This is a genomic window from Dokdonia sp. 4H-3-7-5 (assembly GCF_000212355.1).
GTDB lineage: Bacteria > Bacteroidota > Bacteroidia > Flavobacteriales > Flavobacteriaceae > Dokdonia.
In genome coordinates this window covers 1,141,222-1,163,297 of record NC_015496.1, presented here as the reverse complement: position 1 = coordinate 1,163,297, position 22,076 = coordinate 1,141,222, and the positions used below count along the sequence as shown (strand labels likewise).

At 39.2% G+C, this 22,076-nt stretch carries 19 protein-coding genes; 6 read left to right on the top strand and 13 right to left on the bottom strand.

Translation table 11 applies throughout. The features are described from left to right. The first annotated feature begins 2 nt into the window (after positions 1-2). Positions 3-683, top strand: a complete 681-nt coding sequence (locus KRODI_RS05105; RefSeq protein ID WP_049783428.1) for a DUF2490 domain-containing protein — start codon at positions 3-5, stop codon at positions 681-683. A gap of 190 nt (positions 684-873) precedes the next feature. Here the strand turns inward: KRODI_RS05105 and KRODI_RS05100 are convergent, their stop codons facing one another. The 7 genes from KRODI_RS05100 to KRODI_RS05070 form a co-directional block, all read right to left on the bottom strand. Continuing rightward, on the bottom strand, positions 874-3,531 hold the full coding sequence (locus KRODI_RS05100; RefSeq protein WP_013750512.1) for a carboxypeptidase-like regulatory domain-containing protein: 2,658 nt from the start codon (positions 3,529-3,531) through the stop codon (positions 874-876). Next, positions 3,519-4,310, bottom strand: coding sequence for a GLPGLI family protein (locus tag KRODI_RS05095; RefSeq protein WP_013750511.1), 792 nt, complete (start codon positions 4,308-4,310; stop codon positions 3,519-3,521). Before KRODI_RS05095 ends, KRODI_RS05100 begins: the two co-directional genes overlap by 13 nt. Positions 4,311-4,528: 218 nt before the next feature. Then, positions 4,529-5,413 carry a YitT family protein gene (locus KRODI_RS05090; protein ID WP_013750510.1) on the bottom strand — a complete coding sequence of 295 codons (885 nt, stop codon included), beginning with the start codon at positions 5,411-5,413 and terminating at the stop codon, positions 4,529-4,531. Between the two features lie 25 nt (positions 5,414-5,438). Next, the gene (locus KRODI_RS05085) at positions 5,439-5,750 is read right to left on the bottom strand and encodes a hypothetical protein (protein ID WP_013750509.1); all 312 of its coding nucleotides are present in this window, start codon (positions 5,748-5,750) and stop codon (positions 5,439-5,441) included. Between the two features lie 47 nt (positions 5,751-5,797). Continuing rightward, positions 5,798-6,760 (bottom strand): sodium-dependent bicarbonate transport family permease, encoded by a 963-nt coding sequence (locus KRODI_RS05080; RefSeq protein ID WP_013750508.1) that lies wholly within the window; start codon positions 6,758-6,760, stop codon positions 5,798-5,800. 30 nt (positions 6,761-6,790) lie between these two features. After that, entirely contained in the window at positions 6,791-7,099 is a 309-nt protein-coding gene (locus KRODI_RS05075) for a hypothetical protein (protein WP_013750507.1), read from the bottom strand. 30 nt (positions 7,100-7,129) lie between these two features. After that, a complete protein-coding gene (locus KRODI_RS05070) occupies positions 7,130-7,378 on the bottom strand; it encodes a hypothetical protein (RefSeq protein WP_013750506.1) in 249 nt (82 codons plus the stop codon). 89 nt (positions 7,379-7,467) lie between these two features. Here KRODI_RS05070 and KRODI_RS05065 point away from each other — a divergent pair, with 89 nt between their 5' ends. Next, positions 7,468-8,391 (top strand): LysR family transcriptional regulator, encoded by a 924-nt coding sequence (locus tag KRODI_RS05065; protein WP_013750505.1) that lies wholly within the window; start codon positions 7,468-7,470, stop codon positions 8,389-8,391. A gap of 174 nt (positions 8,392-8,565) precedes the next feature. Next, the gene (locus KRODI_RS05060; protein WP_013750504.1) at positions 8,566-9,390 is read left to right on the top strand and encodes a helix-turn-helix domain-containing protein; all 825 of its coding nucleotides are present in this window, start codon (positions 8,566-8,568) and stop codon (positions 9,388-9,390) included. Between the two features lie 14 nt (positions 9,391-9,404). Here the strand turns inward: KRODI_RS05060 and KRODI_RS05055 are convergent, their stop codons facing one another. Continuing rightward, a complete protein-coding gene (locus tag KRODI_RS05055; RefSeq protein ID WP_013750503.1) occupies positions 9,405-9,764 on the bottom strand; it encodes a YraN family protein in 360 nt (119 codons plus the stop codon). Positions 9,765-9,771: 7 nt separating this feature from the next. Further along, a complete protein-coding gene (locus KRODI_RS05050; protein ID WP_013750502.1) occupies positions 9,772-10,671 on the bottom strand; it encodes an LD-carboxypeptidase in 900 nt (299 codons plus the stop codon). 341 nt (positions 10,672-11,012) lie between these two features. Here KRODI_RS05050 and metG point away from each other — a divergent pair, with 341 nt between their 5' ends. From metG to KRODI_RS05035, 3 genes are all read left to right on the top strand, one after another. Continuing rightward, positions 11,013-13,100, top strand: coding sequence for a methionine--tRNA ligase (gene metG / locus KRODI_RS05045; RefSeq protein WP_013750501.1), 2,088 nt, complete (start codon positions 11,013-11,015; stop codon positions 13,098-13,100). 4 nt (positions 13,101-13,104) lie between these two features. Next, positions 13,105-15,228: a Tex family protein gene (locus KRODI_RS05040; protein WP_013750500.1), complete on the top strand. Its 2,124-nt coding sequence runs from the start codon at positions 13,105-13,107 to the stop codon at positions 15,226-15,228. Between the two features lie 131 nt (positions 15,229-15,359). After that, entirely contained in the window at positions 15,360-16,262 is a 903-nt protein-coding gene (locus KRODI_RS05035) for a histone deacetylase (protein ID WP_013750499.1), read from the top strand. A 20-nt stretch (positions 16,263-16,282) separates the two neighbouring features. Here the strand turns inward: KRODI_RS05035 and KRODI_RS05030 are convergent, their stop codons facing one another. From KRODI_RS05030 to KRODI_RS05015, 4 genes are all read right to left on the bottom strand, one after another. Then, positions 16,283-18,754: a ligase-associated DNA damage response DEXH box helicase gene (locus KRODI_RS05030; protein ID WP_013750498.1), complete on the bottom strand. Its 2,472-nt coding sequence runs from the start codon at positions 18,752-18,754 to the stop codon at positions 16,283-16,285. Between the two features lie 65 nt (positions 18,755-18,819). Beyond that, positions 18,820-19,182 (bottom strand): endonuclease domain-containing protein, encoded by a 363-nt coding sequence (locus KRODI_RS05025; protein WP_013750497.1) that lies wholly within the window; start codon positions 19,180-19,182, stop codon positions 18,820-18,822. 145 nt (positions 19,183-19,327) lie between these two features. Next, positions 19,328-20,953 (bottom strand): ATP-dependent DNA ligase, encoded by a 1,626-nt coding sequence (locus tag KRODI_RS05020; RefSeq protein WP_013750496.1) that lies wholly within the window; start codon positions 20,951-20,953, stop codon positions 19,328-19,330. Continuing rightward, positions 20,950-21,978, bottom strand: a complete 1,029-nt coding sequence (locus tag KRODI_RS05015) for a ligase-associated DNA damage response exonuclease (RefSeq protein WP_013750495.1) — start codon at positions 21,976-21,978, stop codon at positions 20,950-20,952. Before KRODI_RS05015 ends, KRODI_RS05020 begins: the two co-directional genes overlap by 4 nt. Between the last annotated feature and the right edge of the window lie 98 nt (positions 21,979-22,076).

The window sequence follows — 22,076 nt, the reverse complement described above, 5'->3', positions numbered from 1 at the left end:
CTATGTTTAAATTCACATTCTTTATCCTAATGTTTTCTGTAAGCACCTTGCTTTACGGGCAATCGCTGTATGAAGTTGGCATACTCCCCGAAGTAAATATAGGTACAAAAATTAATGAGCTGTGGAATATTAATGTAGAATTCGCGCCACGTTTTGAAGTAAGTGAAGGAGATTTTAAAGGCAATAATAATACAGATGTATTTTACTCCTTGCTAGATGTCACCACGGTTGCCACGCGCACTGTGGGAGTAGATGCAAAAGTGGGGATAGGATATTTGGCTCGTTTTCGTGACAAGGATCTTATACACCGTGCGATACAACAGTACTCATTTACCGTCCCTTATTTTGGTTTTCGTTTGGGACATCGCTTACGTACAGATCAAACATTTAACGCTAGGCAAAAAGTTGAGTTTAGAGCGCGGTACAGACTATCTTCAGATATATCGCTCAATGGTGAGTTTATAGACCCAGGAGAAGTGTATTTAAAACTAGGGAACGAGTATGTATATTCCATTCAAGGCGATGCAACAGATCTCGAGGTAAGGTTTGTGCCTACTTTGGGTTATTATCTAAACGATGCAAATAAACTAGAGATTGGCGTAGACTACCGTATGGATTCATTTCTTAAAGCTACTGCAAATCATCGATTCTGGATAAATCTGGGATATTACTTGAGTTTGTAGGATTGCGCTTTCGCGAAAGCGTGAAAAAATTAAGTAACATTCATTTTTGATTAATAATAATTATAGTCTGTCATGCCTTGAGACATAACTGGGAATTGTAAACCCGCGTATCTCTATATTAGATGATGGAAAGGTTATGAGAAATAAAAGAGGTTTACTTAGAAATGTTGAGAATCCATTATGAAATATATCAAAACCTATAATCAAGACCTAGCATTACATATCGCCCTATAAGTTGGGTTTGAGATGTGAAAGTGGATACTCCGGTAAGTGATGAAATATTGAATGAGTCACTATCAAATAAGTTATGAATTCTCCCGTGAGCTCTTAAAGTTTTTGGAATGATATCATAATCTGCCTCTATACTACTAAAGTAAAAGTTAGAATCACGAGGCAGGTTTCCAAAGAAGTACTTTTCATTCTTGAAATACATGTTAAACTTGTCATTTATATTCAGATCAATGTCTAAGAACATTTTGTTATTAGTCACGCTATTATTGAATGTACCTATGTCAAATGCAGTCTTAATCCAGTTGACGCCAAGGTTATAATTAAAAATACTATTGAAATCTGACCTTAAAGAGAACCCATAGCCCAACTGATTAGAAGTCACACTTCTTTCTTGATTATTGATAATGTCGTTATAATTATTTCTCAAAAACTGCCCGTTAAGCTTGAGGTTAGTTTTCATAAACTTTAAAAAGTAATCAGTATGAACCTCTGCTTTAAATTGTTCAGATTTCTGTCCAGATGTAGCAGTTACGGTATTAAATTGAGGAGAGAGTAAAGCGTCTACCGAGTAGAAATTTTTAGTGTTACTATAATCTGCAATGGCAGATGCCGTAAACCTATCAGTCCAATTACCGTATGTATATTTTAGACTTGACCTAAAAGTGTTGATAATATCATTATTTGCATTTCCTTGAATGAAAGCACGATAATTTCTCAGGATATAACCAGTATATAAATTCCCTAAGCTAGCTGTGTTTTGATTAATTGCGAGTACTGTTTCAAATTTGTGATTTTTGATAGGAGTAAGATCTACTTTCAAAAAGGGATTTATCTGAAAGAAATGCTGTGTCGTTGAATTTGCATTGTCTTTTTGAGTGGTTTTCTTGAAAGAAGCATCTATAGAGAATTGAATGTCTACTTTATCTAAATTATAGCTTGCTCTTAGACCTGCATAAGTTTGCTTATTTTCTAGCGTAAAATTATTATTAAAAATAGCATCTGATGCTTGTTCTTCACCTGCAGTATTAACGCTATTTATACCGCTAATCAATTGTTGGCTTTGCCTGTCCAGTCCTAAAACAAGTTCGTAGTTGGATTTCTCAGTATTAATCACAAAAGCAGCTTGAACACCAGTAAACTCGGAAACTTCTTTACTTTGAGCACCAATCCCTAAGACCGTTTCATTATCTGTGACAAAATCTCCAAATATATTTGAGCTTATATTATATTCTTGAGGCTTGCTGTCTTTTTTATATTTGCTTGTGAGTACAATAGCTTTATTGCTATCTATACTTCTGGTGTAATTTCCTTGTAATTGAAACACCGAGGCATTGTTTTTAAGGTGTTCACGTATGTTTATTTCATTTTGAATTAAATTATTATTTATTCGCTGGTTACCTATATAGTATAATGCATCAAAATGTATTTCATCATTATTACGGTTATAATCTAGCGCTATCTTACCAGCTGCTAGATTATCTTTTTGTTGGATGTCATAACTTTCTTCTAGTGTAAATGGGTTTTCCACCAAAAATGTAGTAAACTCTTCTTGATTATAGCGTTTTTTATCATAGGTAAGAACTCCGTTTACGGTAACTTTAAGGTCTTTTGAAAAGGTGTAAATATCTGCTAGAGATAAAAATTGAGCATTGTTTCTATTTGAAATACGATCGTCAAGGGTGGGTCTTACTCTATCCACATCAATAAAAAATGTAGCATTTGCATTTGGACCAAAATTATACAGACGATTTTTTGAAGAGGGCGATAAGATGCCATCAATATTGTCTGCTATTTCATCTCCTATATTATTTAGATCTTGAAAAAGATATGCCTTATTTCTGTTTAGTAATGAGATCGTATTTGATTTGATTTTATATCGACTCTGTAAGCTTACCCCTGCATCTACGTTACCAAATAAACTGCTTTTTCTATCGTCTTTAAGTGTGAGGTTAATGGCAACTTCATCGTTTTTCTGAACCTGTTTCAAAATTTTACTATCGTTGTAATTTTGTAGAATTTCTATTTTATCAACTACCTCTGAGTTTAAGTTTTTAGATAAAATTTTATAACCTTGACCGAAGAGGTCATCATTGTCAATCTTTATCTTTGATATCGCTTTTCCTTGAAATGTGATATTACCACTATCTCCCACTTGTATCCCAGGTATATTCTTTAATAAATCTTCAAGAACAATTTGGCTTTTTCTTTTAAAAGCATCTGCTTTAAAAATGAGGGTGTCATTACGTACTTCTATATTCTTTTCTACATTAAGTACAACTTCATCTAGACTTGTAGTTTCCGGAATTAAAGAAATTTCAATAGGAAGTGTCTCTATAGCGGTGATACTTAAGTCTTTTTTATAAGCGCTATAGCCTAAGCTGGTTGCTTTTAAAATATACTCTCCAGAGCTAGGGATTCTAAGAGCAAAGCTACCCTCAAGGTCACTACTTGTATAACCAATGATTTTATCATTTTGAAATAGAAGTAAATTTACCTGACTTATAGCTATACCAGATGTGTCAATAACCTTGCCTCTCAAAGGTGTTTGTCCTTGTAAAGAAGTAATAGATGTGCAAAGGATGAATATTAGAAGTAATAAAGTATTTATTCTTCCCATTCATAAGCTATTTCTTTACCACCTCTTTTTCTTGCTCTTCTTGAACCAGAGCGTCTGTACTCTCTAGGTAATCGAGACGCAATTACTGGAGAACCATTTGCTCTCCACGCATCATCTAGTAAAACAAATTCTTTTAAAGAAATAACATCATGGGATGTAATAAATGCATCTTGCTCTTGCATAAAAGATGAGAGTTCTGTTATCTTCTTCTTAGTGATGGTTGTTAATTGCCATTTTAAAATTCCATCATCTGCCTCAGCGTAAACTACGAGACCTGGAAGCCCTTGTAATTTCCATGGGCCGTAGTTAATAGGGACAGAGAGGTCCACATAGGCTTTATAATCTCTCCCTCTAAAAGTTGCTGTAAACTCAGTACAATTTCTACCAGCTATGTTTTTAGAAATACCAGTTGGTATCCAAGTGTTTGGATTTATAACTTCCTCAGTTACATACACATCATTACCTATTGAATTTACGTTAAGAAGAACTTTATCTTCAAGATTGGTAATAGTGTTCTCATTAGAGTGACCAAACTTTATATTTATTTCTGGAACTCCATCTGCGGTATCTAGATTAAGTTTGGGGAGGTTTTCTAGAAAAATAGGAATACTAGTTTGATACCGTACTTGGTTATTATGTTTAAAAAGGTACCCTTTCTTTATTAAGGACTTGCCTAGGTTATACTGAGCTTCGTATTCAAAGATATGTAGTTCGTTTTGGGCAAATAAAGTGTTAGAGATAAAAACAGATAATAGAATAATTATTTTTTTTAAAAACATCTGACTTTATTTAGTTAATCAATGAATTCATCTCTACAAAAACATAGACTTAAAAAGTTGTTTTTATGTGTAAGTCAGCAAAATAGCACATAAATCATAAACAGAAAAAAGGAAATCCTTAATCTACAGCAAATTAACATGTTTTTATCACTATCTAACTGTTAGTTTTGAGATTTGAAAACAGTAAAAAGTCAGATAAGAGTACTGTCAGGAACTTATTAAAAACTAGCTAACTTTCTATTATTTTTAGTGTCTAGGTATCTTCTAAGTACTCCTCCCTTTACATTATTTACATCAAACTCTACGATAAAAGCCTCGGGATCGCAGGAGTCTATGAGCTTGTGTATTTTGCGCAGGTGTATACGGTTTATCACGGTTTGTATCACGCGGCGTTCATTATTTTGACCTGTACTTCCATAACCTGCCGCGGCTTTGTAGACGGTAATACCAGTGCCAAGCTCATTAAGAATCTTTTGTTCTATTTCTTCAGATGACGGGGATATGATGGTAATACCTATAAAATCTTCAAATCCTTCTATAAAAAAATCGATAAACTTCGCGGTCACGATATAGGTAAGTATGGAATATAGTGCGACTTCTACACTAAGTACTAATGCGGTGATAATAAATAGAATAATATTGAAAGCCAGAATAGTTTTACCTATGCTTATTCCAAAAAGATCAAAGACATAAATTCCTAGAATTTCAGATCCGTCAAGCACCGCACCGTTGCGTATACTGATACCAATACCAGCTCCTAAAAACATACCGCCAAAAATAGCAATGAGAAGCTTGTCTTCAGTAATTACTGGGAAGGACTCGACTCCGATAAGGACTGCTAGTATCAAGATGGATACCGTGCTTTTTAATAGAATATTTCGCGAAAGCTTATAAAAACCCAACACTAGAAACGGAATACTCACAATAAAGAGCAGTAAGGAGATGTCTAGATCTAACTTTTTACTTAATAAAATAGCGATACCCGTTGCTCCACCATCCAGAAACCCATTAGGTAGCAAGAAGGCTTTGAGGCCTATACTCGCGAGGGCAATACCTATAGAAATTTGTACATACTCAGAAAGTGATTTTAATATCTTTGCCATACCTTTTGGTTTTATGTTAAGATAGTTATTTCTCTTTCTTTTCTAAGCTCATTACAAAATCAATAAGGTCTGTATCTGCATCTTTACCATAGGCACTCGTAAGGCAACCCTTTATACTATCGTTAGTCTCAATCAAAAATAAAATCGAACTATCACTTGGGTCGTTCATTCCCTCGTGCCTACAATATTCTATAAGTGTGAGGTCTTTTATTTGATACCAGCGGTCATTAGTTCTACATAATAAGCGGCCGTCCCGATACATAAAATCTGAGGTAAAACCTGCTACTCTCGCTGCTGCTATATCTTCTGTTAGGGTGTTGCTTTGTGAGAGAATCATAAAGTAAGGTTTTGAGTACGCTTTCGCGAAAGCGTGATTAAAAAATATTAACTCCAGTTTATAATGCAGAGGTAAAGCGGCATTCCCAGTGTGATATTAAAGGGAAAGGTAATGGCAAGCGCCATAGGTAAGTATAGGCCTTCGTTTGCCTTAGGCGCAGCGAGTTTCATAGCGGCAGGGACTGCAATATAGGAGGCACTTGCTGCAAGTATGGCAAACAGCAATCTGTTACCTATAGATTCTGTTATAAACCCACTTAGTAAACTCACGATAACACCATTTACGATAGGGACGGCGATTGCAAATACATAAGGAAAAGCGCCATACTCCTTTAGGCTTCCTATTTTTTTACCACTTGAGATTCCCATATCTAGTAAAAAGACAGCTAGAAAACCTTTAAAAATATCTGTGGTAAAAGGAGCAATGCCTTGTGCTTGTGCATCGCTTGCCATAAAACCTATGACGAGACTTCCTATAATTAATAGTACACTCCCATTAGTCACAGAGTGCTTGATAATACTGCCCATAGAGACAGTCTTATCTCTGTTTGCCGTAAATAGCATCATAAGAAGCACTCCTATTATAATAGACGGCGCTTCCATAATAGCCATAACTGCAACCATATACCCGCTATATGCAATTTGCTCCATATCTAGATAAGCGACTGTGGTAACAAAGGTTACAGCACTTACAGAGCCGTATGCCGCGGCGATAGCCGCAGCATTTTGAACTCCGACGCGCTTTTTGAGTGTAAAAAACGCATACAAGGGAACTGAAAGAGCAAGGACTACTCCAAAAATTAATGACCAGACAATCTCCATATTAAACGCTGAGTGGGCGAGCTCTTGCCCTCCTTTAAATCCTATAGAAAGTAGGAGATAAAGAGAAATAAACTTTGAAGAACTAGGCGGTATGGCTAAGTCACTTTTGAGTTGTACTGCTAGTAATCCTAAAAAGAAAAACAAGAGTGCAGGGTTGGTCAAGTTATCAACCAGTAGATGTAAGTCCATAAAAGAGGGTTAGGTGTCTTAGTGTGGTAATTACTTTTTGATGCGTATCTCTACAGTGCTTTTTATTTCTAGTTTACCTCCATCTGCACGTACGTCACTTAAAAAGCTTTTTAATTTTCCTTTCTCATCTAGTAACTCTATAATACGTCCACTATCATACTCACAGGCATCATCTATGTTACCTTCGGTGCGGCTTAAGCGTTGTAATTTGTGGAAGTTGATCTTCTTATCAAGCATTGCGTGTAAGATATCTCCAGCTTCGGTTGCTGTAAATACTCCGTCAATTAGGTTGATTTTTTGATCTGTCATTGTTGCAGTTTCTGTTTGTAATGTTTTCATAGTAAATGATTTTTTTAAATGAATAAGAGATTAAGATGCTCTACTAGCAATGTTTATAAACACTAGAAGGGTTATTAAAAAACTAGCAGATAGAATTTCTGTAAGAAACAGGTAGTCTGAAAAAATGGAGAGTGTAATGGCTACCATAGGGATAGCAAGTAGCATCAAATTTTTTAAGACAAAAAATAGAGCCGTCCAGTTTATGGTTATACTGGTCTTGATTTCTTGAGGTGTGTACCTGTCATTTCTAAACGAGTCAATTTTTAGTTTTTGTAACATAGGTTCTCATTGTTTTGATGGTGCAAAGATGTGGGCTAGAGTTCATATATTTTTATTTATATTTATAATGAATTACATAAATAATTTTAATGCATTATACATTGCACCAGCTTCAAGTCTTCTTGAAGGTTACAGAATTTAAGAGCATTACAAAAGCTGCAGAGGAGCTACATCTCACGCAGCCAGCGGTCTCGATACAGATTAAAAACTTTCAAAATCAGTTTCCTATTCCGCTTACGGAGGTTGTGGGGAGGCAATTATTTGTAACAGATTTTGGTGAAGAAATTGCAGCTGCAGCACGTAAAATAATTGCCGAAGTAGATGCAATTAATTACAAAACGATGGCTTATCAAGGTCAGCTCTCGGGTAAATTAAAGATATCAATCGTCTCTACGGGTAAATATTTGATGCCCTATTACATCACAGATTTTATGAATATGCATCCTGGTGTCGATCTAGAGATGGATGTGACAAACAAGACCAGAGTGGTGCGTCATCTTGAAAAAAACGAAACAGATTTTGCACTGGTATCTGTAGTTCCAGATCATATCGCGATAGATAAAGTGAGACTCATCCCTAACAAACTATTTTTAGTAGGAGGTAGGCAGCACACGTACTCAGGTAAAACCATTTCAAAAAAGGATTTTGATAAGCTACCCGTGGTGTATAGAGAAAAAGGATCTGCAACACGAGCAGCTATGGAAAATTATATTGCAGACAGACAACTTCCTACTCGTAAAAAAATAGAGCTTACCTCAAACGAGGCGGTAAAGCAAGCAGTAATTTCTGGAATAGGGATTTCTATACTCCCGCTAGTGGGGCTTAAAAATGCACTTACGAGCGGTGATGCTCAAATCATCCCCAGCAAAGGATTGCCTATTACCACACACTGGAATCTCATCTGGCAAAAAAGCAAGCAGCTTTCTCCCACCGCACAAGCATTTGTGAGTTACCTCGAGGAGCATAAAACAGCGCTTAATGAGAAGCATTTTGGGTGGTTAGATACGTATTAAAGGGTAAGCTTTCGCGAAAGCGTAAAACGTGCAAAACGTTGTATTTGCTGAAGTGACGTGCAAATGGCGGGTTAAATACTGCTCAAAAAATGAAACAAATCATAAATGAGCCATACTATTGCAGTGTAGAACTTCTTGTACATTTGATGCGCATCATTACAAGGCAAAACATTTATGATGAAACAACCAGAATTAGGACAAAAGATTTTAGAACTGCGCCAGCAAAAGGGATTAACGCAGGAAGAACTTGTAGCGCAATGTAATATCTCTGTGCGCACCATACAGCGCATAGAAGCTGGAGAAACAATGCCACGTGTTTATACGATTAAAACCATTCTCTTTGCGCTTGATAGAGATCTAGATGACCTGCAAGAAGACACCATTTTTGAGGCCAAAGTAAAAAAAGCAATGCTTTTTGAAATAGATGAAAGTAGGGATGTATCATATCTATTTAAACAACTTCACATAGGCTGGGTTGCTGGTATATTAAGTATGATCGTGTTTATATTTCAAATTTTTGACACTTATCACTACGAGACTGAAAATGTATATTTTGCTGGAGATATAGGTTTTAGACTGCTAGCTCTTTTTGCAATCGTATTTTTTATATTTCATATGAGGGCTTTCATTTTAATAGGAAACCTCTTTAAGGCGAGTATACTAAAAGCGGCTGCACTAGTTTTTATCACGGTAGAGATTATAACAAACTTAATTACCATTATAGATGTGCACGGCACGTATATCTCAGATATTGCTTTTGGTATTATAACTTCAGTGTTGTACGGTATAGCATTTCTCGTTTTTGGCTATGCGCTTTATAAGCTCAAAGGGTTAGGGGCTTTGTCTCAAGGCACAGGTATCGGGTATATTGTACTAGGTGTTTTCTTTTGCACCATAATTTTGGTCATTGTAGCACTGCCATTAAGTATCGTGGCACAGGTATTTAATATCCTTATTATTTTAAAAGCGATTGATATGATCAAAAAGCAAATAGGTTAATAAGAACTGTCATTTTAAAAAAAGTAAAACGCATCCTCAAAATGCTCAAGGCGTTCTTGCTTTGAGTTTTTGAGTACTGCGATAATGTCAAAACGTACTTCGACATCTAGGTCATTTTCTAGTACGTATTCATTTGACACTTTTACGATAGACTTTTGCTTACCAGTACTCACAAAACTCTGCGGATCACCAAAGAAATCTGAGTTACGCGCCTTTACTTCTACCACTACGAGGATGCCTTCCTCCTTCTGGCAGATAATGTCGACCTCATTTTTTCCAAAAAACCAATTACGTTCAAGAATAGTGTAACCCTGCTTTATTAAATGCAGGGTTGCTAGTTCTTCGCCGTATTCGCCTAGTTCTTTTGGGGTCATCAGTTGTTTAGAGATAAGTTATTTTTGTGGTATTTTGAGTAACAACAAGTTCAATCTCACTCCCCAACTTCAACGCATTATTATTAGCTACGTGACCTGCTGGGAAGTCGAAAGCTACTGGGAAGTCACATTCTTTTACAGCATCTAGCACAATTTCTTGAGCCGTTTTTCCAAAAGGGATTCTGTTATCGTGCATCTTTGTCATACCACCTACTACCATACCCGCACAGTGATCTAGCATCCCGTTGCGTTTTAGATTGACTACCATTCTATCTATATGATAGAGGTACTCATCAAGGTCTTCTATAAATAAGATTTTATCAGCTGTATCTAGATCAGAGCTACTGCCACAAAGGCTGTAAAGTATAGAGAGATTACCGCCTACAAGGTTCCCTTTTGCAGTGCCTAGTCTATTAAGTTTATTTGTGGTGTTGTAACTAAAGTTAGGTTGCTCGCCAAAAAGAGATTGTTTTAATGACGCTTTCGCGAAAGCGGTATTATCCTCAAGAGAAACCGGCATTGTGGCGTGTATCGTTTTGAAGCCTATTTTATGAATATGGCTATGTAACACCGTCACATCTGAGTAACCCACTACCCACTTTGGATATTTGACAAATTTGTAAAAATCTAGATCATCTACTATGCGCACGGTTCCGTAGCCGCCACGAGCACACCAGATGGCTTTAATCTCCGTGTTATCCATCATTTGCTGAAAGTCTTGTGCTCTCTCAAAGTCTGTCCCAGCATACTGATTGTCTTCGAGGCCTATGGTGTTTCCTAACACGGGAACTAAGCCCCAACTTTCAAGAAGCGCGATGCCCTCTTCAAGTTCTTTTTTAGAAATTTTACGTGCCGTGGCAACTATTCCGACTTTATCGCCGTATTTAAGATATGGAGGTGTAACCATTGATTTATTTTTCACACCTCAATATACTAACTTAACGGCAGTTTGGATTTTAAACTATCTGGTAATTTGATGAAAAGGTTAATTACTTATTATCTTAAAACAAGATGATTTGAGAGGTGCTTATAACTCCTAAACCATGCTCCATAGCCCCGATAGCAATGAAAATCCCGCAACCTAGCGATAGCAAGGTGAGGAATTGTAATGAATAGCGGGAACAGAAAGCTTCTTCTTGCAACTACTGCAGCGCTCCTAGCATAACAATACCGAGTTAAAGCTAGATTAGTTTATAGATAATCCTTGCTTGTTTTTCTTTATTTTTGTCGCTTCTTAAAGAACACAATATGTCTCAGAATCCACAACGATATACAATTACAGCGGCACTGCCGTATACTAACGGACCTATACACATAGGCCACCTTGCAGGAGTGTATGTTCCGGCAGATATTTATGCGCGTTACCAGCGTATGCAAGGAGCAGATGTTGCTTTTATATGTGGTAGTGATGAGCATGGAGTGCCTATTACAATTAAGGCAAAAAAGGAGGGCGTTACCCCTCAAGATGTGGTTGATAAATACAATGCCATTATCATAAAATCTTTTGAAGATTTTGGGATCACCTTTGATAATTACTCACGTACCTCTGCAAAAATTCACCACGATACAGCGTCTGAGTTTTTTAAGAATATGTACGATCAAGGTAAGTTTATAGAAGAAACAAACGAGCAACTGTATGATGCAGAGGCAAACCAGTTTCTTGCAGACCGTTTTGTGACGGGAACTTGCCCTAAATGTGGCTTTGAAGAGGCTTATGGAGATCAGTGTGAGAGCTGTGGTACGTCGCACAACGCAACAGATTTAATTAATCCTAAGAGTGCGATTACGGGAGCTGTACCTACACTTAAGGAAACAAAACACTGGTTTTTACCACTAGATCAATACAATGATTTCTTTAAGGAGTGGATTATAGAAGGTCATAAAAAAGACTGGAAAACTAACGTATACGGACAATGTAAATCATGGATAGATGATGGACTACGCCCTCGTGCCGTAACTCGTGATCTGGACTGGGGAATCCCAGTACCAGTAGAAGGAGCAGAGGGCAAGGTTTTATACGTTTGGTTTGATGCGCCTATTGGCTATATTTCTTCTACAAAGGAGTGGGCAGCACGTGAAGGAAAGGATTGGGAACCTTATTGGAAAGATGAAAACACAAAATTACTTCACTTCATTGGGAAGGATAACATCGTTTTTCACTGTTTGATTTTTCCTGCAATGTTAAAGGGACATGGTGAGTATATCTTGCCAGATAATGTGCCTGCAAACGAGTTTTTAAATCTAGAAGGCCGCAAGCTTTCTACGTCAAAAAACTGGGCAGTGTGGTTACATGAGTATCTGGAAGAATTTCCAGATCAGCAAGATGTGTTGCGTTATGTACTTACTGCAAATGCACCAGAATCTAAGGATAATGATTTTACTTGGAAAGATTTTCAAACTAGAAATAATAGCGAACTCGTAGCGATTTTTGGTAATTTAATTAACCGCGTGACGGTACTTACACATAAGTATTATGGAGGTGTTGTGCCTACGCCTGGAACTTTTAACGAGCTAGACAAAGAAGTGCTAGATGCTATAAAAGCATATCCAGCGGTGATAGGTAGTAGTATTGAAAAATACCGCTTTCGTGAAAGCCAAGCAGAATTCATGAATCTCGCTCGTCTAGGAAATAAATACCTAGCAGACGAAGAGCCGTGGAAGACAATCAAAACTGACGAGGAGCGCACTAAAACAGTAATGTATGTGGCTTTACAAATTGCTACAGCACTTGCTATATTAAGTGAGCCGTTATTACCACATACAAGTGTAACGCTTAAAAATATTCTTGACCTTCCTGCTAGTGATGTTGAGAATGCATTACAGTGGAGTGACATCACTTCAAAAGAAGTGTTATTACCAGCTGGACACACAATCAATGAATCTCAATTGCTCTTCTCAAAAATAGAAGACAGTCAAATCCAGATTCAACTAGATAAACTAGAAGCAAGTAAAGCTGCAAATGAAGCAGAAGCTGCTGCCGAAAATGCGGTAGTAGAGCCACAAAAAGAGCTTATTAACTTTGACGATTTTACAAAACTCGATATGCGAGTAGGTACCATCATCGAAGCAGAAAAGATGAAGAAAACGAAGAAACTCCTCATCTTAAAAGTAGATACAGGTATAGATGTGCGTACCATCGTTTCTGGTATCGCAGAGAGCTTTACTCCAGAAGAAGTAATTGGGAAGCAAGTAACCGTACTTGTAAACCTGGCTCCAAGAGCATTAAGAGGTGTAGAGAGTGAAGGAATGATTTTAATGACGGAGGATGCTAGCGGTAAGTTGGTTTTTGTAAATCCTGACGCTGAAGGGGTGAGTAATGGGAATATGATAAGTTAAGCGTGTGGAGGTTTTACAATACGTAATCAAAAGCTCAGGCTTATCAGAAAAAGGTGTAAAAAACACACTAGATCTCCTCAACGAAGACTGTACACTCCCATTTATAGCTCGCTACCGCAAGGAAGCGACGGGTGGGCTAGATGAGGTGGAGATTGGAAAAATTATCGAGCTTAAAGAGCAGTTTGAAACTGTAGAAAAACGTAAAAAATCAATTCTTAAATCACTAGAAGAGCAAGACGTTCTTACCAGCGAACTCAAAGATAAGATTGAAAAAACGCAAGATCTTACTACCCTAGAAGACTTGTATATACCATACAAGAAAAAACGTAAAACTAAGGCGGAGACAGCACGTATAAACGGACTAGAACCACTAGCCAAAATTATTATGTCTCAAAATGCGCAAGACCCAGAAGGGCTAGCGCATCGATATACTAATAAGGAAGTTCCGGATGCACAAAGTGCGCTAGAAGGAGCACGTCACATTATAGCCGAGTGGATTAATGAGCGTGCAGATATACGTAATAATATACGCGAGCAGTTAAAACGTTTTGCCACCATAGAGACGAAGGTTGTTAAAAAAATGACAGAAGAGGAAAAGGCTCAGAAATTCCGTGATTATTTTGATTGGTCTGAGTCATTAAGTCGCTGCCCTTCACACAGATTACTTGCCATTTTGAGAGCCGAAAATGAGGGCTACATCCGTGTAAAAATTGTCATTGATGATGAGCGAGCGCTTGATAAAATAGAACGCAAACTCATACGCTCTCGTGGAGATAGCGCTACACAGATTGAGATAGCCCTAAAAGACGCCTACAAGCGACTATTATTTCCTGCATTGAGCAATGAGCGTCTCTCAGAAGCAAAGAAAACAGCAGATGAAACTGCTATTCAGGTTTTTGCAAAAAATTTAAAACAATTACTCCTTGGTTCGCCGCTAGGTGAGAAGCGTATTCTTGCGCTAGACCCAGGTTTTAGAACAGGTTGTAAGCTGGTGTGCCTCGATGCACAGGGACAGTTGTTACATAATGAAACCATCTATCCACACGCACCAAAAAACGATGACAAAGGCGCGATAAAAAAGATCTCAAGTCTTACAGATGCTTATAAAATTGAAGCGATCGCCATCGGTAATGGTACGGCTTCCCGAGAGACAGAAAGGCTAGTGAAGCGCATTCACTTTAAGAATGCAATGGAGGTTTTTGTGGTGAGCGAGGCGGGTGCATCCATATACAGTGCAAGCAAGATCGCCCGTGATGAGTTTCCTAATTATGATGTGACAGTTCGTGGTGCGGTTTCTATAGGTCGTAGATTGCAAGACCCGCTGGCAGAGCTGGTGAAGATAGATGCAAAGTCCATTGGTGTAGGACAATATCAGCACGATGTAGACCAGACTGCACTTCAAAAATCACTAGATCAGACGGTAGAAAACTGTGTAAATGCCGTGGGTGTCAATATAAATACAGCAAGTGCTCCGCTATTGAGCTATGTGTCAGGTATTGGACCAAAACTGGCTGAAGGTGTAGTACGCTTTCGCGAAAGCGAAGGACCCTTCAAAACACGTCAAGAGATTAAAAAGGTACCACGTCTGGGAGGAAAAGCATTCGTACAAGCCGCAGGTTTCTTGAGAATCACAGGTGCCGAAAATCCGCTAGATAACTCGTCGGTACATCCAGAAAGATATAAGTTGGTTGCAAGCATCGCCAAAGATCAAAAAGTCTCTGTCGCCGAAATGATAGGAAACACAAGCCTTCTTAAATCGATAGATTTTCAAAAATATGTAAGCGATGAGGTAGGACTCCCTACACTCACCGATATTATAAGCGAACTAGAAAAGCCAGGGCTTGACATTAGAGAAAAAGCAAAGGTGTTTACTTTTAATCAAAACATACGCACCATAGAAAATGTACAGCCAGGGCAGTTATTACCAGGGATTGTAAATAATGTTACGGCCTTTGGCGCCTTTGTAGACATAGGCATCAAAGAAAGTGGCCTCATACACATCTCAAACTTGGCAGATGGTTTTGTGAGTGATGTAAGTGCACACGTAAGTTTACAACAGCAGGTAATTGTAAAAGTACTGGAAGTAGATATTGCTAGAAAACGGATACAATTGAAGTTGGAGAAGTAAAAGTTTTGTCACCTTGAGCGTGTCGAGAGGTCACACAAGTAGCTTTTTTATACACTTACTACTATGCGATTTCTCGGCAAGCTCGAAATGACGAGCGATTGTATATTTGTATACTCACTATAATATACTTAATGCTCAAAATCGCATTCCACCCCATTTATAAACACCCGTTGCCAGAGGGGCATCGCTTCCCAATGGAGAAATATGATTTGCTTCCTAAGCAGTTAGTGTATGAAGGGACGTGTACAGAGGATAACTTTTTTGAGCCGGTAGAGGTAGATAACGAGCATATTGTACGATGTCATACTACAGAATATGTAGAGAGTCTTAAAGCACTTACTATTGACCCAAGAGCACAGCGAAAAACCGGTTTTCCGCTCTCACAAGAACTTGTAGATCGCGAATTAATCATCACTCAAGGCACCATTGATGGGTGTCACTACGCGCTAGAAAATGGTATTGCAATGAATATTGCTGGTGGTACACATCACGCTTATACAGATCACGGAGAGGCATTTTGCCTTCTCAACGACCAAGCGATTGCTGCGCGATATTTACAAGCAAACGAGCTTGCAAAAAAGATTCTCATTGTAGACCTCGATGTTCACCAAGGTAACGGAACGGCAGAGATTTTTACGGGTGACGATTCGGTGTTTACGTTTTCTATGCACGGTAAGGCAAACTATCCTTTTAGAAAAGAAATCTCAGATCTTGATATTGCTTTAGAGACTGATACAGGCGATGCGGAGTATCTCGATATTCTCAAAAAAACATTGCCTAATCTCATTAAAGAACAACAGCCAGATTTCATCTTCTACCTGTGCGGAGTCGATATTTTAGCGAGTGACAAATTGGGTAAATTGGGGTGTAGTATAGAAGGTTGTAAAGAACGCGATCGGTTTGTGTTACAAATCTGTCACGATTTAAAAATTCCTGTACAATGTAGTATGGGCGGCGGCTATTCTCCAGATATAAAAGTGATAATTGACGCACACGCAAATACCTTTAGAACGGCACAAGATATTTACTTTTAGTACAATCTTTCGTAGGGCTGTTATTTCTTTTTCCGCATCAACTTCGCAGTCATTTTCTTGATCCTGTCGGCTAGTTTTTCGCTGCTCAATTTTTCGCGTAAGCGGTCTGTAATAATAGGGAAAGATAATGGCGTAGGTTGCTCACAATCCATCCACACAATTTCTTGTGTTTCTATGCGCTCTAGCGCTTCTTGCAATCGACCTTCTTCTAGTTGGTGCTCAAAGGTTTCTGTAAATGCCTGTTGAAACAGTAAGTTCTCTGCCTCATAATCACGGAACACATCAAAAAACAGCTGACTACTACTTTGCAGGTGTTTCTGTTTGATTTGCTTGTTTGGGAAGCCAGTAAAAACAAGCCCAGAAATTACCGCAATGTCTCTAAATTTTCGTCTGGCCATCTCTGTGGCATTGAGACTATTTTGCAAGTCGTCGTGCATATATGCCGTCGTAAATAGGTCGTTATCTAGTAGCTGCTGTATGTCTATAGGTTGGTCTGAAAGTAGCTCAAAACCATAGTCGTTGAAGGCAAGAGAGAAGGTGATAGGATCTAGCAGACTAAGGCGATACCCGAGTAAACTTCCCATAGCCTCGTGCACAAAACGACCTTCAAAAGGGTAAAAAACGTGATGATAACCATCACGTGTTTTAAATGTCTCAATGAGCAGTTGCTCATCACTTGGGATGATGCTCTCTACCTTTTGCTGTCTAAAAATGTGCTCTAGCGCATTAATCTCAAGAGATCGCTTTCGCGAAAGCGAATTCCCTGTATAAAGTTCCTCCCGTAATAGCTGAGACATCTGGCTGCTTAAGGTAAGTCGGCCGCCCATCCACGAGGGGACTTTATTAGTTTTCTTTGAGCTGTTTCGCACGTGTACTTCCATATTTTTAATACGGATAAATTCTAGGTTGCGACCTGCAAAAGTAAACACGTCACCACGCGTTAGCTTACTGATGAAAAACTCCTCTATTGTACCAATGTAACCACCTTTTTGATATTTGACTACAAGATTTGCATCGCTCACAATCGTCCCTATTTGCAGGCGATGGCGCATTGCCACCATACGAGAATTCACTTTAAATCTGCCGTCCTCAAGAATCTCCACTTTCTTATATTCATCATAAGCTTGTAGGGATTGCGCACCCATCGTCATAAAATTAAGGCACCATTCCCATTGCTCTTTTGTCATTGCTTGAAAGCAAAACGTAGTCTGTATCTCTGGCCAAATATCATCAGGTAAAAATCCGTCAGACACGGCTAGCGTCACGAGGTATTGAATCAATACGTCAAAACTATTGAGATACGGAATTCTATCTTCCACCGTGTTTTCCTTAACAGCGCGCTGTAAGGCAGAGGCTTCTACCAGCTCGATGGCGTGCGTAGGCAAAAAGTAAATCACACTCTCCTTGCCGGGGCTGTGACCAGAACGTCCAGCACGTTGTAAAAAGCGAGCGACACCCTTTGGACCGCCTATTTGTATAATGGTTTCAACAGGCGCAAAGTCTACTCCGAGATCAAGGCTAGAAGTACAAACTACCGCTTTGAGAGAGCCATTCCGAATGGCGCCCTCAACCCAAGTGCGCGTCTCCTTATTGATACTCCCGTGATGCATTGCAATCTCTCCCGCATACTCAGGATGTGCCGCAAGAATACGCTGAAACCATATCTCACACTGGCTTCGCGTGTTTGTAAACAGTAATGTCGTCTTACTATTATTGATAATGGGCACGACGTATTCCAGCAAATGCAATCCCAAATGACCACGCCAAGGAAAGGTTTCCATCTCGTCTGGAATGATAGACTTGACGGTAATCTTTTTATTGATGTTTGCTTTGATAATTACGCTTTCGCGAAAAGCGTCACTTTCATAACCCAGCAGTACTTCTCGAGCTTGTTCAAGATTGCCAATAGTAGCCGATATACCCCAGATACGCATATCTGAAGCGACAGTTTTCAATCGGCTCAGGGCGAGTTCCATCTGTACACCGCGCTTAGTCCCTAGAAGTTCGTGCCACTCATCAACTATTACGGCAGAGCAGTCCTTAAAAACTTTCTCATACCCTTTTGAGGCAATTAAAAGCATTAGACTTTCCGGGGTGGTGATGAGCAAGTCTGGCATAGAACGCTTTTGTTTAGCACGGTCAGATTGTGGAGTATCTCCATTGCGTATTCCCACCGTCATTTGTGTACCGAGATCTTGTGTGATACGAGAAGCCGAAAGCTCAATCTCATTAGAAAGCGAGCGCAGCGGAGTAATCCAAATGGCCTTTAATCCTTTTTTATGTTTGGTCTTGTAATCAGGATTTTTCTTGATGTAATTAAGAACCACCGGAAACCAAAGTGCATACGTCTTACCACTCCCCGTAGGCGCATTAAGCAATCCATTTTTACCCGCAAGAAACGCCTTCCACGTTTGTTTTTGAAACGGAAAAGGTTTCCAGTCTTGCGACTGGAACCAGTTATTTGCGATATCTAGTAGTTCTTTTTGAGTCATATCAATAAAGTTCCCCTCCTTGAAAGGGAGGGGTGGCCGCGCCTTAAGCGTGGACGGGGCGGGTGTTACTTAAAATTATCACTAATATCTTTTATAACACTTGGTAAAAGATCAAAAACCATTTTGTTTTCAAAACGAATTACTCTTAGTCCTTGATTTTCCAAGTATCTTGTTCTCATTTCATCGTACTGTTGCGCCTGCTCATTCATATGTACTTGGCCATCTAGCTCAATAATTAACTGCTCTGATGCACAGTAAAAATCCACAATGAAAGGGCCTATGCCGTGTTGTCTTCTAAATTTTCTGCCCTCAAGCTGTTTGCGTTTTAAGTGTGACCACAAAAATGCCTCTGCCGGAGTCAAATTTCTTCTCAATTCTTTTCTGAATTTCAAAGTTTCTTCTGGATTGTGAAGCTTTTGCTTTTTCATTTTTATTCTGGCTTTTACCCCATCCGACCTAGATATTCTAGGTCACCTTCCCCTTTCTGGGGAAGGAGCTTTTGTTTAACTCTATAATCTTTAGAAGCTTTTCATTCTTAACTTGGGGAGATTCGGACATTACTTTCTTATACCATTATTTTGTGGGCGGGAGAGATTCCTTTGCTGCGCTCGGAATCATCCCTTTTAAATCCTCTAGTGTATTTGCATCTTCTATCTGCTTATCGTGTCGCCAGCGTAGCATCCTTGGGAAACGCGTGGCTATACCACTTTTATGTCTTTTTGATAACGCTATACCTTCAAAAGCAATCTCAAACACGTGATGAGGCGTTACAGATCTCACTGGACCAAAACGTTCTAACGTGTTTTTTTTAATCCAGTTGTCTACTTTTCTAAACTCGGCATCTGTGAGGCCTGAATATGCTTTAGCAAAAGTAACAAGCTCTGTTTTATCTTCATTCCATAAACCAAAGGTGTAATCTGTAAATAAATTACTTCGTCTACCGTGACCACGCATTGCATACGTGAGTACCGCATCAATGGTGAGTGGATCAACTTTCCATTTCCACCAGTCGCCTTTTTTTCTACCTACGCGATAGGGGCTGTCTTTACGCTTAATCATTAACCCTTCAGAGCGCATCTCTCTACTACGATCTCTTTCTTGTGCCATTGCTTCCCAACTATCAAACTCCATCGTTTCAGAAATGCCTATAGGCAGTTCTTTATCTGTGATATTGCGATATAACGATTCGAGGATAGTCCTTCTTTTCGCGAAAGCGGTTTCACGCAAGTCTTTTCCTTCCCATTCTAGAATATCATAAGCCTTGATAATTACAGGCACTTCTTTGAGCATTTTCTTGCTCACGGTTTTACGTCCTATACGCGCTTGTAAGTCGTTAAATGTGCCGATCTGCCCATCATAAAAAGGTAGTAACTCACCATCTATGACGGTTCCGTCTGGTATATGTTCTTTGAGAATCTCAAGTTCTGGGTACTTATCTGTCACTAGCTCTTCACCGCGACTCCAGATAAAAATCTCCCCATTACGAAAGATGGTTTGTGAGCGTATACCATCCCACTTATGTTCGGCAAGAAAATCTGTTACATCACCCAGCGCCGAAGGTTCATCTTCAACTGCATAGGCAAGGTAAAACGGATACGGCCTTGAAAATTCTTGACTTGCATCTTCTTCGATAACCAGATCGTGAAAGGTGACCGTCTGTGGTTTCCAGTCGCCCATTAATTTATAAGCAAGCACATCTTCTTCTATGTCTGTCGCTTGTGATAATGCACGCGTCATCAACTTTTGACTCACACCTATTCTAAAGCCTCCTGTAATTAATTTTGTAAATACAAAACGTTCATAATAGTTGAGATTTGCCCAGTTATCAAACAGGTATTCCTTTTTCTCTTCATCCGTTTTTCGCTTAAGCGAAATCATCTCTTCCAGAAACTGAGTAAGCGACTTCTCTGAAGATGCTGTTGCTGCGGGAACCACAAGTGCAATCGTTTCTGCGAGGTCACCCACGATGTGGTAACTTTCTTCAAATAGCCATAACGGGATGTTTGATAGTTCGCTCGCCCATTCCCTGAGTAAGGTGGTGTTTACGGGTCTTGGAGGGCGACGGTGCGATAAGATGGCAATAGTCCACACCTTGTCTTTATCTGACGCTTCTCTGAAGTAATGCGCAAGCGCCTTGACCTTCTCGTTAGTCTTATTTGTAGAATCGAGTGTCTTTATGAGTGCTGCAAATAGTTTCATACGCTAGTTTCCTCCTCCTCTTTTTTTGCATCCATTTCTGCTAGTTCGCCTTCATATTGCGTTTCTTCTGTGCGCGCATCATAGCCTATACTGCGTAGGTATTTGGAAAATATATCTGTGTATCCATGAGTGCAAATGATTTTTTCGGCACCCGTAGCTTCTATACTTTCTAGTAAGCTAGGCCAATCGCAATGATCGCTCATTACAAACCCTTTGTCGATAGCTCTGCGTCTTCGTGCTCCTCTAAAAGCCATCCAGCCGCTTGCGCTTGCAGTTACATATGGCACCATCTTGCGTATCCATGTACTGCCGTGAGTGGCTGGTGGTGCTAGGACGATACTTCCTTTAAAATCTTCCTTTTTAGTATCTCTAGTGACTAATTCTGTTGCCGGCATATCGATCATAGGGCGCAGTACTTCGGTCATTTTTTCGATAGCGCCGTGTGTGAGGATCTTGCCTATACTCGGGTCAAGGTGTTTCAATAATCGTTGTGCTTTACCTAAACTGTAAGCAAATAGTACAGAACACTTTCCTTCGGCTTTATTTTTCGCCCACCAAGTATTTATGTCGTGCATTACTTCGGCTTGTGGTGTCCATTTGAAAGCTGGGAGTCCAAAGGTACATTCGGTAATGAAAGTGTCGCATTTCACGGGTTCGTAGGGTTGAGAGATACCATCTACTTCAGTCTTATAATCTCCTGTAAACACCCACACTTCGCCCTTGTGTTCTACACGTATCTGACTAGAGCCAGGAATGTGGCCAGCGGGATGAAAGGTGAATTTTACATTGTTGATGTTTACGCTTTCGCGAAAGCGTACCCCAGAAACATTGATATCTCCCAACCTATGAGAAATAATAGGAACGTTACTCTCGTGAGTGATGTACTGTTTATGTCCCCACCGACTATGGTCTGCGTGGCCGTGCGTGATGAGGGCTTTATCTACAGGTTTCCACGGGTCCAGATAGACCTTTGCGGGCGGGCAATAGATGCCCTTATCTGTAAATTCTAGAAGTGGCTTTTTCAAATTTTTTTCTTTTTCATCTTAAAGATACGGGTCGACATACCTTTACATTAGGGTTTTAGGAAAACTTTAGGGCATAAAAAAGCCTCTTTTTGCAAGAG

Coding starts and splice junctions, on each gene's coding strand:
- KRODI_RS05035 (WP_013750499.1), top strand. CDS start 15,360: ATGCTCAAAATCGCATTCCACCCCATTTATAAACACCCGTTGCCAGAG.
- KRODI_RS05050 (WP_013750502.1), bottom strand. CDS start 10,671: ATGGTTACACCTCCATATCTTAAATACGGCGATAAAGTCGGAATAGTT.
- KRODI_RS05085 (WP_013750509.1), bottom strand. CDS start 5,750: ATGATTCTCTCACAAAGCAACACCCTAACAGAAGATATAGCAGCAGCG.
- KRODI_RS05070 (WP_013750506.1), bottom strand. CDS start 7,378: ATGTTACAAAAACTAAAAATTGACTCGTTTAGAAATGACAGGTACACA.
- metG (WP_013750501.1), top strand. CDS start 11,013: ATGTCTCAGAATCCACAACGATATACAATTACAGCGGCACTGCCGTAT.
- KRODI_RS05105 (WP_049783428.1), top strand. CDS start 3: ATGTTTAAATTCACATTCTTTATCCTAATGTTTTCTGTAAGCACCTTG.
- KRODI_RS05090 (WP_013750510.1), bottom strand. CDS start 5,413: ATGGCAAAGATATTAAAATCACTTTCTGAGTATGTACAAATTTCTATA.
- KRODI_RS05095 (WP_013750511.1), bottom strand. CDS start 4,310: ATGTTTTTAAAAAAAATAATTATTCTATTATCTGTTTTTATCTCTAAC.
- KRODI_RS05055 (WP_013750503.1), bottom strand. CDS start 9,764: ATGACCCCAAAAGAACTAGGCGAATACGGCGAAGAACTAGCAACCCTG.
- KRODI_RS05020 (WP_013750496.1), bottom strand. CDS start 20,953: ATGAAACTATTTGCAGCACTCATAAAGACACTCGATTCTACAAATAAG.
- KRODI_RS05025 (WP_013750497.1), bottom strand. CDS start 19,182: ATGAAAAAGCAAAAGCTTCACAATCCAGAAGAAACTTTGAAATTCAGA.
- KRODI_RS05080 (WP_013750508.1), bottom strand. CDS start 6,760: ATGGACTTACATCTACTGGTTGATAACTTGACCAACCCTGCACTCTTG.
- KRODI_RS05100 (WP_013750512.1), bottom strand. CDS start 3,531: ATGGGAAGAATAAATACTTTATTACTTCTAATATTCATCCTTTGCACA.
- KRODI_RS05065 (WP_013750505.1), top strand. CDS start 7,468: ATGCATTATACATTGCACCAGCTTCAAGTCTTCTTGAAGGTTACAGAA.
- KRODI_RS05030 (WP_013750498.1), bottom strand. CDS start 18,754: ATGACTCAAAAAGAACTACTAGATATCGCAAATAACTGGTTCCAGTCG.
- KRODI_RS05075 (WP_013750507.1), bottom strand. CDS start 7,099: ATGAAAACATTACAAACAGAAACTGCAACAATGACAGATCAAAAAATC.
- KRODI_RS05060 (WP_013750504.1), top strand. CDS start 8,566: ATGATGAAACAACCAGAATTAGGACAAAAGATTTTAGAACTGCGCCAG.